General features: G+C 49.7%; 12 protein-coding genes. 11 read left to right on the top strand and 1 reads right to left on the bottom strand.

Annotation, left to right across the window (positions count from 1 at the left end; translation table 11 throughout):
* Positions 1–28 precede the first annotated feature (28 nt).
* The 7 genes from OB236_RS16310 to OB236_RS16280 all read left to right on the top strand — a co-directional run bounded on the left by OB236_RS16310 (position 29) and on the right by OB236_RS16280 (position 9,682).
* Entirely contained in the window at positions 29–1,111 is a 1,083-nt protein-coding gene (locus tag OB236_RS16310; RefSeq protein WP_262684933.1) for an ABC transporter ATP-binding protein, read from the top strand.
* A 14-nt stretch (positions 1,112–1,125) separates the two neighbouring features.
* Positions 1,126–2,859, top strand: a complete 1,734-nt coding sequence (locus OB236_RS16305; RefSeq protein ID WP_076236790.1) for an ABC transporter permease — start codon at positions 1,126–1,128, stop codon at positions 2,857–2,859.
* Between the two features lie 153 nt (positions 2,860–3,012).
* A complete protein-coding gene (locus OB236_RS16300; RefSeq protein WP_408638484.1) occupies positions 3,013–5,565 on the top strand; it encodes an NEW3 domain-containing protein in 2,553 nt (850 codons plus the stop codon).
* A 71-nt stretch (positions 5,566–5,636) separates the two neighbouring features.
* Positions 5,637–6,416 carry a creatininase family protein gene (locus OB236_RS16295; protein WP_262684931.1) on the top strand — a complete coding sequence of 260 codons (780 nt, stop codon included), beginning with the start codon at positions 5,637–5,639 and terminating at the stop codon, positions 6,414–6,416.
* The gene (argH, locus tag OB236_RS16290; protein ID WP_262684930.1) at positions 6,403–7,911 is read left to right on the top strand and encodes an argininosuccinate lyase; all 1,509 of its coding nucleotides are present in this window, start codon (positions 6,403–6,405) and stop codon (positions 7,909–7,911) included. Before OB236_RS16295 ends, argH begins: the two co-directional genes overlap by 14 nt.
* Positions 7,911–8,906: an N-acetylglucosamine kinase gene (locus tag OB236_RS16285; RefSeq protein WP_262684929.1), complete on the top strand. Its 996-nt coding sequence runs from the start codon at positions 7,911–7,913 to the stop codon at positions 8,904–8,906. Before argH ends, OB236_RS16285 begins: the two co-directional genes overlap by 1 nt.
* A 17-nt stretch (positions 8,907–8,923) precedes the next feature.
* Positions 8,924–9,682: a PIG-L deacetylase family protein gene (locus OB236_RS16280; RefSeq protein ID WP_262684928.1), complete on the top strand. Its 759-nt coding sequence runs from the start codon at positions 8,924–8,926 to the stop codon at positions 9,680–9,682.
* Between the two features lie 335 nt (positions 9,683–10,017).
* Here OB236_RS16280 and OB236_RS16275 read toward each other — a convergent pair whose 3' ends face one another.
* Positions 10,018–12,213: a helix-turn-helix domain-containing protein gene (locus OB236_RS16275; protein ID WP_262684927.1), complete on the bottom strand. Its 2,196-nt coding sequence runs from the start codon at positions 12,211–12,213 to the stop codon at positions 10,018–10,020.
* A gap of 455 nt (positions 12,214–12,668) precedes the next feature.
* Between OB236_RS16275 and OB236_RS16270 the strand changes: the two genes are divergently transcribed.
* From OB236_RS16270 to OB236_RS16255, 4 genes are read left to right on the top strand one after another with little or no spacing between them, the layout of a single operon-like run.
* Entirely contained in the window at positions 12,669–13,631 is a 963-nt protein-coding gene (locus tag OB236_RS16270) for an ABC transporter permease (protein WP_262684926.1), read from the top strand.
* Between the two features lie 27 nt (positions 13,632–13,658).
* A complete protein-coding gene (locus OB236_RS16265; RefSeq protein ID WP_262684925.1) occupies positions 13,659–14,528 on the top strand; it encodes a carbohydrate ABC transporter permease in 870 nt (289 codons plus the stop codon).
* 41 nt (positions 14,529–14,569) lie between these two features.
* Positions 14,570–16,177, top strand: a complete 1,608-nt coding sequence (locus OB236_RS16260) for an extracellular solute-binding protein (protein WP_262684924.1) — start codon at positions 14,570–14,572, stop codon at positions 16,175–16,177.
* A 30-nt stretch (positions 16,178–16,207) separates the two neighbouring features.
* A complete protein-coding gene (locus OB236_RS16255) occupies positions 16,208–17,209 on the top strand; it encodes a Gfo/Idh/MocA family protein (protein WP_262684923.1) in 1,002 nt (333 codons plus the stop codon).
* The last annotated feature ends 13 nt before the right edge of the window (positions 17,210–17,222 follow it).

Genomic DNA, 17,222 nt, shown 5'->3' with positions numbered 1-17,222 from the left:
CGGAATTCCATCGAAGGGGGAACCGAGTTTGATTGATGTAACTTTGGATCATGTAAGCAAACAGTTTGGAAATGTAAAGGGAGTTGCTGACGTCCATATCGAGATTAAACCAGGAGAGTTTTTTACTTTTTTGGGACCGAGCGGGTGCGGAAAAACAACGACACTGCGCATGATAGCCGGATTTTATTTTCCGAGTGCCGGACGTATACTTTTTGGCAATCAGGATGTAACGAACCTGCCTCCCAATAAACGAAATACCGGGATGGTTTTTCAGAACTATGCGTTATTTCCCCATATGACCGTTTTTGAGAATATTGCTTTTGGTCTCCAGGTAAGGAAAACTTCCAAATCGGAAATTGTTCAAAGAGTGGAGCGCGCACAAAAACAAGTCCATTTGGACGGGTACGGAAATCGTCGCATCGATCAATTGTCAGGCGGACAGCAGCAACGGGTCGCTTTGGCAAGAGCGCTTGTCATTGAGCCGCAAATTTTGCTGCTGGATGAACCGTTATCGAATTTAGACGCCAAGTTAAGAGAAGAAACCAGATTGGAAATCAAGAGACTTCAACTGGAACTCGGTATAACTACGATCTATGTTACTCACGATCAGGCCGAGGCGATGTCCATGTCTGATCGGATTATGGTTATGCAGGGAGGCGTCGTTCAACAAATAGGAACTCCTGAACAAATATACAATCGTCCTGTGAACCGCTTCGTCGCTTCGTTTATTGGTGAATCCAATCTATGGGAGGGAACGGTAGAACGTATAGAGGGCGAGGAGGTCGTAGTACGTTTTGCGCCGGATTTAATATTACGTGGTTTGGTTCACAATTCATCGCCAGCATGCAAACTTGAGGTAGGTGCCAGCATCACGGCATCCATACGCCCGGAATCGGTTCTTGAAGTGCGTTCCGAGGAACTGCAGCAGGAAAATGTGGTTAAGGGAAATGTGACGATTTCTGAATTCACGGGCATAAGTGTAAATTATATGACTCAAATCGGTACGATGCAATTGAAAGCGATGTTTGTTAATCAAGGACATCGTATTCGCCAACGTGGAGAAGAGATCGCTTTTTTCATTCCGAAAGAAAGTATCTATTTTGTAGGATAGATGGGAGGCGAATGATGAAACCAACACTGAAATCACCGTCACCCAAGCCTGTTCTCTCTTGGACAGCTATAACCACATCACGGCATTTTGTGTATGTTCTGGTTGCTCCTTTGTTTCTAGTGCTATTAGCTTACGTAGTGTATCCTTTGTTCCAAACCTTTCTCCAAAGTATACAGCTGGAAGATCAGTTTTCGTTGAAGAACTACATTAAATTTTTTAGTTTAGAGCATACCTCCAATCTCGAAGCCTTGTGGACTAGTATCTATATATCTGTTTTAAGTGTAATTACGTGTGCGATCGTAGGTGTCGCCATGGCTTTCTTACTGGAACGTTACGAATTTCCGGGGAGGAAAATCCTCGCAGTGCTGGTGATGGTTCCGATGGCATTACCGCCTTTGGTTGGTGTCTTGTCCTTTACTTTTCTGTACGGGGAAAGCGGCATTATCCCTCGGTCGTTAAAGCTGTTATTTGATCTGGATCAGGTTCCTTTTTCCTTAAAAGGCATTTGGGGCGTGCTCATGGTACATACCTTTACGATGTACACTTATTTTTATATGACGGCTTCGTCCGCGATCAAAGGACTTGATCCTTCATTAGAGGAAGCTGCATCCAGTCTTGGGGCTGGCCGGATCTATGTATGGCGGCGAATCATTCTGCCCATGCTGACACCTGCTTTAATAGCTTCGTCTTTGCTTGTATTCATGGTTGCGATGGCTTCTTATACAGCTCCGCTTATTTTTGGAATCGAGCGAACGATGACGATGCAAATTTACTTGTCCAGAACGAATGGGAATTTAGATATGGCAGCTTCACAATCGACCATTCTATCCGTAGTTTCCATCGTGTTCCTGATGATCATGCGTTGGTATCAAGGCCTGCGCAATTATCAGAACTTGAGCAAAGGGGTAAGTGTTCACCGAACAGAAGTGAAGAGCGCTGTAGGCAAATACGTAGCGATGATTCTTTCGTTCCTTGGCGTTATTGTGTTACTTCTGCCCATTCTTGTGTTGGTTCTCATATCCTTCTCCACAGACGGAACCTGGACCACACAAATTCTTCCTCCTGAGTATACATGGAAGCACTATGTGCAGCTGTTTACGGATAGCAAGACCTGGCGCCCGATTGCCAACAGCTTTAAGATGAGCTCCATCGCGACGATCGGAAATATCATCTTTGGTGTGGCAGCTGCTTATGCCATGGTCCGCATGAAGTTCAAGGGGAAATCGTTGCTGGATGTTCTCATTATGCTACCTTGGGCATTGCCTGGAACGGTGGTCGGGGTGAACTTGATCACGGCGTTTAGCGAGCCCACGATATTCAGCTTTAATCAGGTATTAATCGGCAGCTTCTGGATGCTTCCGCTTGCTTATTTCGTTCGTCATTTACCGTTAGTGTTCCGCTCCACATCAGCCACCTTAATGCAGATGGATGGCTCTATAGAAGAGGCGGCCCGCAATTTAGGCGCTTCATGGTGGTATAGCTTCCGCCGAGTTGTATTTCCGATGGCTCTAAGTGGAATTCTTGCCGGAGCGCTGCTGGCGTTTGTGCAAGGAATTGGTGAATTTGTCGCTTCAATTCTTTTATTTACTGGTAAAACGACTCCGATTTCAGTTGAAATTTTTCAGCGAATGTATTCCTTTGAATTTGGTACTGCTTGTGCGTACGGTGTACTGCAAATCATCCTCATCATCATTGTTCTCTTCATTTCAAGGAAAATCGCAGGAGATAAGGCAGGTACAGCCTTGTAATGTTGGTCATATCGTGGGAACACTGAAGAGTTTGCGTCAGCAAACTTTCTGCGTAAGCCTGGGCTAAAGTGTTCGCTACCACGTGATGATATAGCGGAGGAAATGACGATTTCCTGCGTTGAAGAAAATTGGATGACACAAGGAGGAGTAAGATTGAGAAAACGGAAGTCTGTCTCAAAATGGTTTGCGACTGTCACGAGTGTGGCGATGGCTGGAAGTCTACTGCTCTCATTTGCAGCGACTCAGCCTGCACACGCAGACCGGGGAATAGCCGATCTATGGAAATCAATCAAACCGCTTACGACCATTGCAAGTGCCATGAACACGGGTGCCCATCCGGACGACGAGCATAGCGCTACGCTTGCGTACCTCACTCTGGGAAAAGGGGTGAACACGTCCAGCATTATTGCGAACCGTGGGGAAGGTGGACAAAACGAAATTGGCAGCGAGTTAGGTAATGCCCTGGGTATTATTAGATCCCGTGAATTGCAAGAAGCTTCCAAAGTCACCAATGTTACTCTCGGGATGCTGAGTGAAGGCATCAATGACGCGATTTTTGACTTCGGTTTTTCCAAAAGTCCAGATGAGACTTTAGAAAAATGGGGAGATTCCGTGGTATATGAAAGATTGATTCGCAAAATACGTGAATTGCGCCCGGATGTTATCATCCCATCATTTTTAAATGAGAACTCAACGCATGGACATCATAGAGCAATCAATGTGATTACGGTTCGAGCTTTTAAAGATGCTGCAAACCCGGATATATACCCAGAGCACCTGAAAAAAGGATTGCAGCCATGGCAGGTAAAGAAAATGTATTTGCCGGCTAATTCCAAGGATTATAGCGTAATTGTGCCTATAGGCGATTATGATGAAATCTATGGGGCTTCTTATTTACAGCTAGGGGAAGAGTCGCGGTTCATGCACAAAAGCCAAGGCATGGGCAAGAACTATGATGAAGGTCCTGTGAAACCGGATTTATTCAGTAATTACTACAAGCTGGAAGCAGCTACTGTTAAGTCCAAGGATAAAGAAGACAACTTCTTCGATGGGATTGCTTATTCCTTTGAGGATTTGGCCAAAGAAATTGAATCCGTGGATAAGGACAAAAAAGTGACCAAGGGTTTGCGCGTGCTTCAACAAGATGCGGATAAGGTGATTGCAGCCTATCCAACCTTTGCCAAGGTTGTTCGCGAAGTGCATGAAATGAAAACAGATGTTCAAAATGTTTTAAATGATGTAAATGCATCTGACCTGAACAAAGCAACCAAAGAGGACTTATTATATCGACTTCATGTCAAAGAAGGACAATTGAATAAAGCCAGTATGGAAGCAGCATCTGTAGTTGCCAAGGTGACGCCAGCTACAGGTGAGCTGGTAGCGGGCCAAACGACTAAAGTCGTGGTTTCTGCCTTTAATGGCGGTTCCGTGGAATTGACTAAAATCCGCTTAGGTTTGAATGTTCCTGAGGGTTGGACAGCGATACCGGCGGGAGCAGATAGCTTTGATCGTATTAGCTACAACCAGACGGTTTCGACTACATTTGATGTGACTATACCTAAAAACGCAGCAGAGTTTAAGCCGTATGACGCTTCTATTCTTAATGCCGATGTATCCTATCAAGCGTTTGATACGGTGAGTAAGCTAAAGGTGACTCCGCAGAATGCAGTTGCCATTCTACCGCCGTATTCGATGTCACTCAGTCCAAGTGCAACGGTATTAAATACATTGAAGACGGAAGAACCGATTCCGGTGAAAGTAACGGTACGCAATTATACACCAGGTGCATCCAAGACTTCTATTTCATTAAATGTACCGGAAGGATGGACGGTTGAGCCAGCAGTAGAAGAAGTAAACTTTGCATCCAAGGGCGAAACCAAATCGGTTGCTTTTTCGGTTAAAGCCTCTTCTCATGTAGAAACAGGCAAATACTCGATTATGGCAGTTGCTAAGAGTGGGGATGTTGAAAGCACACGAGGCGCTCAAGTGATCGAATATCCGCATATCGGCAAAACATACCTGATTCAGCCTGCGGAGCTCAAAATCGAGGCTTTCGATCTGGCAGTTCCTCAAAATCTGAAAGTGGGTTATGTATCCAGCGGATTTGACAATATTGATCAGTATTTGCGTCAATTGGGTGTTGATGTCGTGAAGCTGGAAGCGAAGGATATTCAATTTGGGGACTTATCCCAATACAATACGATCGTTCTTGGCATTCGTGCATACGCATTCCGTCCAGAATTAATTCCAAGCAATCAGCGGTTATTGGATTATGCGAAAAACGGGGGGAACCTTGTTGTTCAATACCATAAGCCGGAAGACAAATGGAAGCCGGAACTCGCACCTTATCCGATCAAGATCGGGGAGCCGCTTATACAATGGCGAGTCACTGATGAGAGTTCTAAAGTGACGATGCTGGCGCCGGATCATTCGATGTTTAATTATCCGAACAAAATTGAGGCAGCAGATTGGAACAATTGGATTCAAGATCGTTCCGCCTACAATCCTTCAGAATGGGGCAAGGAGTATACCGAGTTGATTTCTAACGGAGATCCGGGAGAAAAGGAATTTACGGGCACCTTCTTAACTGCACCATACGGAAAAGGCATATACACATACAGCACGTTGGTTTGGTATCGCGAAATTCCATCGCTGGTTCCAGGCTCGATCCGAATGTTCGTCAATATGATTAGCCAAAAGCAATAATCAAGTTTTCATTTGGAGGGCCTGCTGCAGGTTCCTCCAAATGTACCAAGATGCGGAGGTTTAAGGGGAATATGAATGTAATAAACGTTCACGGGAGAGAGATCAGTCGGGTAATGGAAGGGGTACAATTTGCGGTGGTTCCTTTAGGATCTGTGGAATATCATGGTCCGCACTCCCCATTGGGAACCGATATTATTTTGGCAAAGGGCTTTGGGGAGCGGATTGATCCTGCGCTGGGGCCTTTAGTTTATCCGACGGTCCCCTTCACTTCTTGTCCCGGGAAAACCCAACACTATTCAGGTACGGTATCTGTTCGTCCATCTGTCTTCATAGACTATTTATCAGACATCGTAGAAGGAATTTGTCAGTTGGGCATACGTAATATCGTTTTGTTAAATGCTCATGATGCCAATATGGGACCTTCCCGAACGGTTGCAGAGTCAGTTACAGGCAAATATAGAGATGCAAGCTTTCTCTTAATCAACTGGTGGCAGATGGCAACTATTCAATTTACGGAGCAAATGGGTATTTTTCAAGGAACCGCAGGGAGAGGACACGGTGGTCCCTATGAAATGTCTGCCGTCAAAGCCTTTTGTCCTGAATTGGTTTCCGTACAGGAATCGGATTTGGAATTAGATTCATGCCCTCCTTTATCCTCCTTGCCTTATGTATTAGTGGAAGGAACGCCGCAAGGCTGGGATGGCTATACAGGCAGAATCCAGCAAACATCCCTGGAGGCTGGCCAATTGATTGTGGATGAAGCAGCCCAAAATATGAATAAGCTTATCAAAAAATGGTTGGAAATGAGAAATGGAACAAACGGAGAGGAAGATCAGCATGGGATATCGTGAAAAATTAATGAATACGGAAGGAACCTCCTTTCCTGGGAAGACGTATACAGAAGTCGTGTTGGAGCCTGCATTCAACGAGGCCAAGGAGCATTTATTAGGCCCCATGATGGCAATCAATAAAGCACATTTAATTATGCTCCAGGAGCAAGGCTTGATCACGGAAGATGATTCGAAGCAAATAGCCAAAGCTATTCAAAAGGTCGATTTAGAGGCTCTGCGCACCTCCACCTATACGGGCGAATTCGAGGATCTATTCTTCCAAGTGGAGGATCAACTGCTGCAGCTGGCAGGTGATGTAGCAGGCAATCTGCATCTTGCCAAAAGTCGCAATGATATGGGCATCTCCATTTACCGGATGGTCCTGAGAGAGAAATTACTGATCACTCTTTCCTCTGCCCTTCATTTAAAGGAACATCTGCTTTTGTTTGCTCAGGATCATGTGGAAACGATCATGATTGGTTATACCCATACGCAGCAAGCGCAGCCTACGACTCTCGCTCATTACATCATGGCGGTAGTCGATTCATTGAACCGAGACATTCGCCGTATGATGGCGGCCTATGCCAATTGTAATCGGAGCAGCATGGGAGCAGCAGCATTGACCACATCCGGTTTTGCCGTTAGCCGGGACAAGATGATGGAATTATTGGCCTTTGATGAGCTTATCGAAAACTCGTATGATGCGATTAGCGGAGCTGATTATTTAGGAGAAGTCGCAACGACCATTCAACTGGCGGCGATCAATTTGGGGCGGGTCGTACAGGATCTTTTATTATGGTGCACCCAAGAGTTTGCTGTGTTAAAGGTAGCGGCTCCTTATGTCCAAATCAGCTCGATCATGCCGCAAAAGCGGAACCCGGTTTCATTGGAACATATGCGTGCTTTATTATCCAGCTGCGTAGGAAATACGAACACGGTCTTGACGATGATTCATAATACACCATTCGGTGATATTGTAGATACAGAAGACGATATGCAGCCTTATGCATGGAAAAGTATGGATATTATGGATAAAATGTATCGTTTATTAGCGGCTGTGATCGGAACGATGGAAGTAAACAAAGAGGTACTTCTCAAGCGTACACAAAAAAGCTTTGCAACTGTCACAGAACTGGCTGACACCTTGGTCAGAACGGATGGTTTATCTTTTAGAAAAGCTCATCATATTGTCAGTGGCGTTGTGAAAAAGGCACTATCTGACGGGCTGGCAGCTAATGAGATTACATTGCCTTTGGTTAACGAAATCGCTCAGCAGGTGATCGGGCGCGATGTGTCATTACAAGTGGATACGTTACGCAAGGCATTGGATCCTATCCATTTTGTGGAAATTCGTTCTTTACCGGGTGGCCCAAGTCCAAAGGAAATGAAGCGAATGATCGAAGAGCGGAAAACCCAGCAATCGTCTCATCTTCAATGGCTGCAAGAAACCCGGGGGAACAATGAGCGTGCCCTTCAACATCTGGACCAAGTGATTCATGGGTGGAGTGAAGCCTGATGGGGAAATTGACAATTCCTCTCCTTGCCATTGATGGGGGAGGAACGAAGTGTCTTGTCGTATTCATGGATGCAATGGGCAATACGTTGGGACAGGGAAAGGCCGGTTCTTGTAATTATCAAGGGATTGGCAGGGACGCTGTCGTGCTGGAATTAATCAGCGGCATACAGGAAGCAATAGTGGATTTAAGAAAAGGCGCTGGAGCTTCCGTGAATGATTCGGAAATCGAAATCGAATGTGCAGTGTTTGGATTGGCAGGGCTGGATACAGCCTATGACAGGCAAATTATTATGGGTATGGTGCAAGAAGTTCTGGAGCATCTGCATATTCAGGTTAAGCATTTAGTCGTAGAAAATGATGGATTTGCGGCATTGTTAGGGGCGACAGCGGGACAACCGGGAATCCTTGTCATCGCTGGTACCGGATCGATTGTGTTCGGTATCAATGAACGCGGTGAAACATCGAGAGCCGGCGGATGGGGTCATCGGGTTGGGGATGAAGGCAGCGGCTACTGGATAGGTAAACAAGCGGTAAAAGCTATTCTTAAAGCTCATGACGGGAGAGGGGAGGCGACAAGGCTAGGAGAATGGGTTTTCCCTCATTTGGGCATGAGCGATGCAGAGGACTTATTTAACTGGGTGTACAGCTCAGATTATTCAGTAGAAAAATTAGGAGAACTATCCCGTTTGGTAAGCCTGGCCTCGTCCGCGGGTGATCAGGAAGCTGTGAATATTTTGACTGATGCCGGTCATGAATTATTTCTCGGAGTCCGTGCAGTCATTAAGCAATTGCAATTAATGGATAAACCGTTTACGATGATCTTACAGGGTGGCGTCTTGCAAAACGAAAACCTCGTTGGTGATATTTTAATCCACAAGCTTAAAGAATTTGCTCCGTTGGCTCAGCTGGATACGGCAAAGAAAGACCCTATTTACGGTGTTATGGCGATGGGATTATCTTATCTGAAGTCCACATTCCATCAATCAGAAACATAGGCAAGGAGTTGAAGGAATTGAAGAACCATTCGCAACAAAAATTGCTGTTTATATTTCCTCATCCAGATGATGAATCTTTTGCGGCTGGAGGTACCATAGCCAAGGTTCATCACCTTGGACATGAGGTTACCTTGCTATGCGCCACATCGGGATGTAAGGGCAAATCAGGGGAGTTCCAATTTGCCACTCGAGAGCAGTTGGCCCTACACCGCGAAGAAGAATTGCGAAAGGCTTGTTCGATTCTGGGAGTTACTGAGTTAATTTTATATCGTTATCCCGATGGAAGTTTAATCGAACAGGATATGGATCAGCTGGTTGATCGAATCCGGACAACGATCATAGAGCTGGAACCCGACGTCATCGTGACGTTCCCGCCGGATGGTGTCACTGGACATGCAGATCACATTACGATTTCACTGGCAACGGAGAAAGCCGTCATTTTAGCAGAACAGCAGTATCCTGCTTCCAAGCTCCCGAGACTTTTGTATACATCAATTCCGCACTATTATGATCATTGTCAGGACTCGGGACCATCAAACAAGTGCCTCATAACGAGTAAAGTGGATATTAGCGACTATCGCATCCACAAGGGTCAGGCGTTACAAGCTCACAAAAGTCAGGTGTATTCGGTAAATCGTGCTTATCCCGGTGTTATGGAGTCTGACTTTACAGTTATCGGTAACTATGAATATTACACATTGGTTCGTGACAATGGGCAAGCTATAGATCCGCCAGTAAAGTCTGTAAATGAACTGCCGACGATTGATTTAGTATAAGGCAATGTGAGACGGCTTGAGGAAACCTGATTCGTCAGCTTCATCACATACTTATCTTGACTTTATGAATGGTATAATAGTAGATGAGACATTTTTTCATAACAACTCAGGACAAATAAGCCGTTTGTTAGCAATAGCTAACAGAACGGCTGTTTCTAGATGGCATTCACTGCTGGTTATTCTTAGTCTCTCACTGTAGTCTCAACCTGAATTTATCCGAGTCCCAAAACGGGGTTCTTTCCAGCAGTCCATGAGCGGCTTTAAGCCATGGGCTGTGATAGCCCGAGCTGCAGAGCATTCTGGGCCGGCTGCGCTATTTGCGCCCGCACTTCGCCTCACTCCTCGGACCCGGCAAACCCCTGACTTGCCTGTTCGCGGTACTCCTTCGGCAATATGCCGCTGTAGCGCATGAACAGGCGGGACAGGGCATCTGTGTTGCATCCTACCAATTCGGCTACCTCCTTAATCCGCATATCCGGATTTTCCCGAATCATCTGACGCGCCTTGCCGTAGCGGTATTCGCTGATATAATCCTTGAAGTTGCAGCCAGTGGCGCTTTTGAACAGCGTCGAGACGTAGTTGCGCGACAGGTTCAAGTAATCCGCCAGATCGAACAGCGTAATTTCGCGCATGTAATGCTCATGCACGTAAGCGAGCATCTTATCGGCGAGACTGCTGTTCGACTTTTCCTGCTCCGAGGCGAACCGGGAGGCAAGCACGTCGAAGAGATGCTGAGCCTGCTGCTTCAACTCCTCATAGGTGCGGCAGGAGCGGAACGAGAGCTCGACCGCGGGAAGCTGCTCATGCGTCAGCTCCAGTCCGGCCGCGCCCGAGCCGTCGAGCAACCGGTTCAGCGTTCCTTCGAACATGAGGGCTACCGAGGAGACGGCGGCATTCCGTTCGACCCGGTTCGTCTCGATAATTTCATTGACAGCCGACTGCCAGGCGCCGGTTTTACCGTGGATGACGGAATTAATCAGGTTTTGCTCGACCTGTAACGGAAAATATACGGTGCTTTTCATCGGCGTCCGAGCTTCCTCCCAATGGACCACCTTGCTGTTGGACCCGGCGTATTCCCGGGCTTCCACCATTTTCATGCTTTTGCGGTAAGCGGCGGGCAAATTTTTTAGCCCTTCGCACGGGGGAGGGATGAAGGCGCTGATGTCCAGGCCGTATTCCGGCTCGACGCTGATGATCGTATTTTTCAGCCCCTCGGTCATGCTCTCCGTCCAATCCGCTTGCAGCAGCAAAACCTGGCTTTCAAAGCTCATCTCCACCACACGGAAAAAGGAGCAGGCCGCAAAATGCTGCTGCAAGGCATTGGCCAGTCGCTGTCTGGCCTCACCGGTGACGCCGTGATGGAAGCCTCCGGCAAACGGAGCGGTGGGTGCGTACCGCAGCAGGACGAGCACCAGAGGTCCTTTCGCCGGAAGCTCGGGAAATGACGCCAGCGCCTCCCCAGCCTGTTCGGGGGGAATAACGCCGGTCAGCAGATCGTGAAGGACGCTGCTTTCCTGGGCGACTTTGTGCTGCGCCAGTGCTTGGGCCATTTCCTCGACATCCGTATGCAGATTGACGATCGTGTTGCGGATATGCGCCATTTCGTCTCCGGCGGTAAATTGGCCGGTCGTCATCAGCACCCCGCGAATCGGCTGATACATCCTTGCGGTAATCAGTCCCATGATGCCGAGACTGGCGGCCAGCGCGGCCAGACCTACGCCGAACATCCAGAGCAGCGCGGGAGTGAAAATACGCTGAGGCTCGGCCAAATAAACGTAGCGGAAGCCCGAAACCGAGGACGAGGCGTGGCGAATATCCAATCCCGCGTAGTTGGTGCCGTTTTGCAGCCGCGTCGTCAACTGCTCTACATTCAGCTTGCCTGCGGCGGCAGCGAGACGGTTATTGTAATAAACGGCTAATGTGCCATCTGAGAGCGCATTCATATGAAACAGCTGCTGCGTTGTGTAAGAGTTGAATATGTACAGCGGCTGCGGAAGCCCTACCCATTGGCAGAAGGCGAGCACATACAGGCGTTCTCCCACGTCATCCTGGACATTCAAAATTTGGAGCGTGTCGCTTTTATTTTCATTGAATTGCTCGATAGTGCGGGTCAGGAGCTCTTCGGGAATATGGAAGCTGGCGCGGAAGAAGTCCAGATTTCCGGTGCTATTGTTCATGATGACATAATCGTCGTCGTAACGAGTAACGGCTGTTCCCTGCTTCAGCGTGGGGACGGTGCCTGAGAGAAGACTGACAAACCGGGCAAACCGCAGCCGTTCATAGCCGTTTAAGCTGCCTATCAAATACGCTCTCGTGTAGTCCGACAAATTCATCATGACTCCGGTCTCCTGAAGCGAGCGCAGGCGCAAATCGGTATATTCGCTTGCCTGTCGGGCCGTCTGTTCCAAATTCACGGAGAACTGCTTCCTCGACGGAATCCAGTACAGGCTGACGAAAATCGCCTCCAGCAATAACGTAAAGACCAGCGCGACACTGGCAAAAGCGAAAAACATTTTCCGGTAATAGCGCATACCGGTCCCCCCTTCATCGCCTTCGGCAAGAAACCTTTCCTTCCGCTTCGGCTTTGCCTGTCTGACAGGTAAGCGTTTGCACAAGCAGCTTAGCGCTTATATCTCTATGCTTCTAAATACTACATCTAAACATCCAAAAAATGAACTCCCATCACCCTAAAATGTTCCAATTTATAAAATTGTAACAAATTCGGCCGCCGATCGGAAGTTTTTCGGCCTATCCAACAAAGAAAGGGTTTTCAGTCCGCTACCCAAGTGCTACAGTTCAAGTGTGAAGTTCGCCGGTGAACGACATAACAAGCGAGAAGAAGCGTGACTTCCGGGATAGGCATGGAGAAGCATGGCGCGATAATAGGAGGATCGAATGTCCCCCGTTGCTTCCATTGGGAGCCCGATTCTACTTCAACTGCCCTGCCGATACGACAGCACGCGCTTCAGGCTCGAAAGGAGGAACAATGTTGAAGCTGGCCGCCAAATCCCGTTCGCTTCCGCAAGCAGGTCCGCAGAGCCGTGCGGCGGAATGGCTGGTGTGCCTGCACAGAGACAGGCTGCTGTATCTGATGCTGGCTCCGTTTGTCATCTATTATATTATATTTTATTACCTGCCCTTCGGCGGCTTGCGTATGGCCTTTATGGACTATAAGCCGTTTCTCGGGTATGCGAGGAGCCCGTGGGTCGGGTTTGAGAAATTCCAGGAGTTTTTTACCGGCCCTTATTTCTGGCGAATTATCCGCAACACGCTGACGATCAGCCTGATGAACATGGCCTTTGGGTTTCCGATTCCGATTGTGCTGGCGATTTTGTTCAACGAGGTTCGCAGCAAAATGTTCCGTACGGCAGTGCAGACGATCTCGTACATGCCACACTTCATTTCCACGGTCGTCATTGCCGGACTGGTGGTCAACTTTTTGTCGCCATCGATCGGGATTGTGAACATCTTACTGCAAAAGCTCGGTTTTGAAAGCGCATACTTCTTGACAAAGCCGGAATTTTTTAAGCCGATTTACGTGCTTCAAGGTATTTGGGCCAATGCCGGTTTTGCTTCCATTATATATTTTTCCTCTCTGATGTCCATCGATTCGTCGCTTTACGAAGCTGCGACTATCGACGGGGCTGGGCGTTGGAAGCAAATCAAGCATGTGACACTGCCAGGGCTGCTGCCAACGATCGGGATTATGCTGCTCCTGCAAATCGGACATTTCATGCAGATCGGCTATGAGATGATTATTTTGCTGTACCAGCCGATTACTTATGAAACCGCCGACGTGATCGGCACCTTCGTCTACCGGGTAGGCATTCAAAATTCGGATTATTCGATGTCGACAGCCGTCGGATTGTTTAACGGTTTCGTCTCACTGGTTCTCGTCCTGAGCGCCAACAGGCTGTCCAAAAAAATAAGCGACGTATCCATTATGTAACGCTTCGCTACCGGGAGGAACAAAAAGGTGAGTCGAACAACTGGCGAAAAAATATTCGGCGCGTTCAATATGCTGCTTATGCTGCTGCTTGTGTTTGTAACTCTGTATCCGCTATATTACGTCATCATCTCCGCGTTCTCCGATCCGATGGCGGTGGCGACCGGAGCGGTGACGCTGCTGCCCGTTGGCTTCGAGTTGGCCTCGTTCTATAAGGTGATCGAGATGGAGAACATCTGGACCGCCTACGGCAACACGATTTTTTACGCTGTATTTGGCACGCTGGTCAGCATGGTGCTGACGATTCTTGGCGCTTATCCGTTGTCCAAGCGGCGGATGAAGGGTAGGAAGGTCATTACGTTTTTTGTGCTGGCGACGATGTGGTTCAGCGCGGGCATGATCCCCGTGTACCAAAATTTTCAAAACTTGCATTTGCTGGACTCGCGTCTCGGTATCCTGCTCTGCTTTGCCGTCGACACATTCAATGTCATTTTATTGCGCACGTTTTTTGAAAATGTGCCGGATTCCATGGAGGAATCCGCGAAGATGGACGGAGCAAGCGATTGGGTCATTCTGACCCGCATCTATTTGCCGCTGTCCGTCTCGGCACTGGCGACCATTACGATGTATTACTTTGTCGCCCGCTGGAACGCCTACTTCTGGTCAATGCTGCTGCTGAAGGACCAGAGTCTGGTCCCGCTGCAGGTGCTGCTCAAAAAGCTCATCGTCGAGGTGTCCTACAACGTGAACGAGGCGATCGATTTCAGCGCCAACGTTATGACCGAGCAGACCATCGTCTATGCGACGATCGTCATTGCGGTGCTACCAATGCTCGTGCTGTATCCGTTCATTCAGCGATTTTTTGTCAAAGGCATTATGGTGGGCGCGATTAAGGGTTGATAGCTGTTACATTCAACACATTTTGGGAGGTCTGGTTACAGATGAGAAAAAAATATGCGGCGCTGACGCTGCTCATGACCATAGTTCCGGCGTTGCTCGCCGGCTGTCAAAGCGACGGGGAGAAGGGGACGGCTACGTCGACACAGGAATCAAGCGCGGGATCGGGCTACAATGGCAAGGATCAGCTCAAAATTACCGACAAGCCCATCACGGTGACGCTGTTCTACGCCTTCGGCGGGAACGGTGCGCCCAAAGGCGACATGCCCGCCTGGAGGGAAACGGCCAAAATCACGAATGTGGCGATGAAGAACGTCGCCAACGAATCGATTACCGAAGAGAAGCAGGCGTTTAATACTATGCTTTCTTCCGGAGATTTGCCGGATCTGATCCATGGGCAGCGTGATACGATCAACCCGATCATCAGCCAAGGGGCGTTGATCCCGCTTGACGATTTGATCGCAAAGCAGGCGCCCAACATCCAGAAATTTTTAGCCGATTACCCGGAGGCCCGCCGCGCGGGCGCGGGACCGGACGGCAAGCTGTATACGCTCACCGGCACGCTGGGCGGAGAGCCGGGCAAAGCGCTGCCTTCGATGGGCTTCTTTATCCGGCAGGATTGGCTCAATAAGCTCGGACTGAAAGCGCCGACGACGCTGGACGAATACAAGAAGGCACTGTACGCGTTCCGCCAGCAGGACCCGAACGGCAACGGGAAGCAGGACGAGGTTCCTTATTTCTACCGGGATAAAGGCATCAGGCCGCTGCTCCAGCTATGGGGTGCGAACCACGAATGGTACGTCGGCAAGGACGACAAGGTGCATCACGGCAAGGCCGAGCCGGAATACAGGGCTGCGCTGAAGGAACTGTCCCAATGGTATAAGGACGGCATTATCGATCCGGAAATTTTCACCCGCGGCTCTCAGGCGCGCCAATTTTTGCTCGGTAACAATTTGGGCGGCGCGACGATTGACTGGTTTGGCTCCACAGCGGCGGTGAACGATGCGGTGAAGGCTCAGGTGCCGGCGATCAATTTTGTGGCGATGGCGCCGCCCGCGGACGTCACGGGCAAGGTGAAATTCAATCATACCCGCGAGCCGATCCATTCGTACGCGTGGGGCATTTCCGCGCAGGCGAAGGACCCTGTCACCGTTATCCGGTATATGGACTTTTTCTTTAGCCCGACAGGAGAACGGCTGATGAACTTCGGTCTGGAGGGCACGCATTACGAGCTGGTGAACAACGAGCCCGTTCCGAAGCCTGTGGCCTTGTCCCACTCCGGTGGATTTCCGAACTTTCTGCGGAGCATTGGGGCAGGCTACGAAATCGGCCGCCGTGGCTCGCTGGCGGGCGAGCTGAATTCGATGAACGACATCGGCAAGAACGGCTTTACGATGTACGAAAAAAGCAACTGGCTGGCGAAGCCGTTCCCCGTGCTCACCTTTACCGCCGAGGAGAAAAAGACGATCGACAACGCGATGGTCAACCTAACACCGTTCCTCGACGAATATGAGCAGAAAGGACTGATGGGCGCTCAGGACGTCGATGCTACGTGGGATAAGCATCTGGAGGAAATGAACAAGATGAACCTGCAAAAGGTGCTCGACGCGTATAACAGTGCTTATGCGCGGTATAAGGCGGAAAGCAAATAATTCAGGCATCGCTAATCGGAGGAGAAGAGTATGCAATTATCGATTTGCCTCGTCGGCTGTGGCCACATCGCGGAGTCCGTCCACGGCCCCGCTTACCGCAGGCTGGCCCAGGCCTATCCCGGCCTGCGGCTCGCCGCCTGCTGCGACAAGGAGGAGGGCAAGGCGGCCGACTTTGCCGCCAAGTTCGGCTTCGGCAGGCATTATACCGACCTGGCGGCCATGCTGGAGGCAGAGAGGCCGGATGTCGTCTGCCTCCTCGTGCCCGGCCATCTGACCGCCCGACTGGCCGTTGCCATTCTGGAGCAGGGGTACCCGCTGCTGGTGGAGAAGCCGCCCGGTCTGAACCGCGAGGAGACGGAGGCGATTGTCCGAGCGGCGGAGCGCAGCGGGGCCGCGAACCGGGTGGCGTTCAATCGCAGGTATATGCCGGTGATGATGGAACTGAAGCAGCTGCTGGAGCAAGCGCACCGGCCGGAGGACATCCGCTCGATCCGGTACGATATGTATCGTCACAATCGGCGGGACGAGGATTTTGCAGAAACGGCCATTCACGGCATCGATGCCGTGCAGTTTATCGCCGGCTCGGACTATGAGCATGTTGTGTTTGCTTATCAGGAGCTACCCGAGCTCGGACCCGGCGTAGCGAATGTGTTTTTGCACGCCCGCATGGTTTCGGGCGCGTCGGCGCGGCTCAGCTTTTGTCCGGCGGAGGGCCTTATTATGGAGCGGGCGTCGGTCAGCCTGCTGAACAAGACCTATTTTGCCGAGCTGCCGGTCTGGCACTCTGTCGATTGGCCGGGCCGGATCAGGCGGTTTACAGGCGGTAGGGAGGAGCAGGAAATTCGCGGCGACGCGCTTGGCCCGGCCGATGACATGTCGGTGAGCAACGGCTTCTATCAGGAGAACGAATCGTTCCTGCTGGCGCTGGCGACCGGAAGAAAGCCCGAAGGGGAGGTGGTGTCCGCGCTGCAATCCGTGGAGATTGCGGACTGCATTCGCAAGCGGCGCAGCGAATACCGGAGGCAGGGGTAGAGCCCAGCCTCCA

It is taken from the genome of Paenibacillus baimaensis (assembly GCF_025567575.1).
This window is presented reverse-complemented; position numbering and strand designations above follow the sequence as displayed.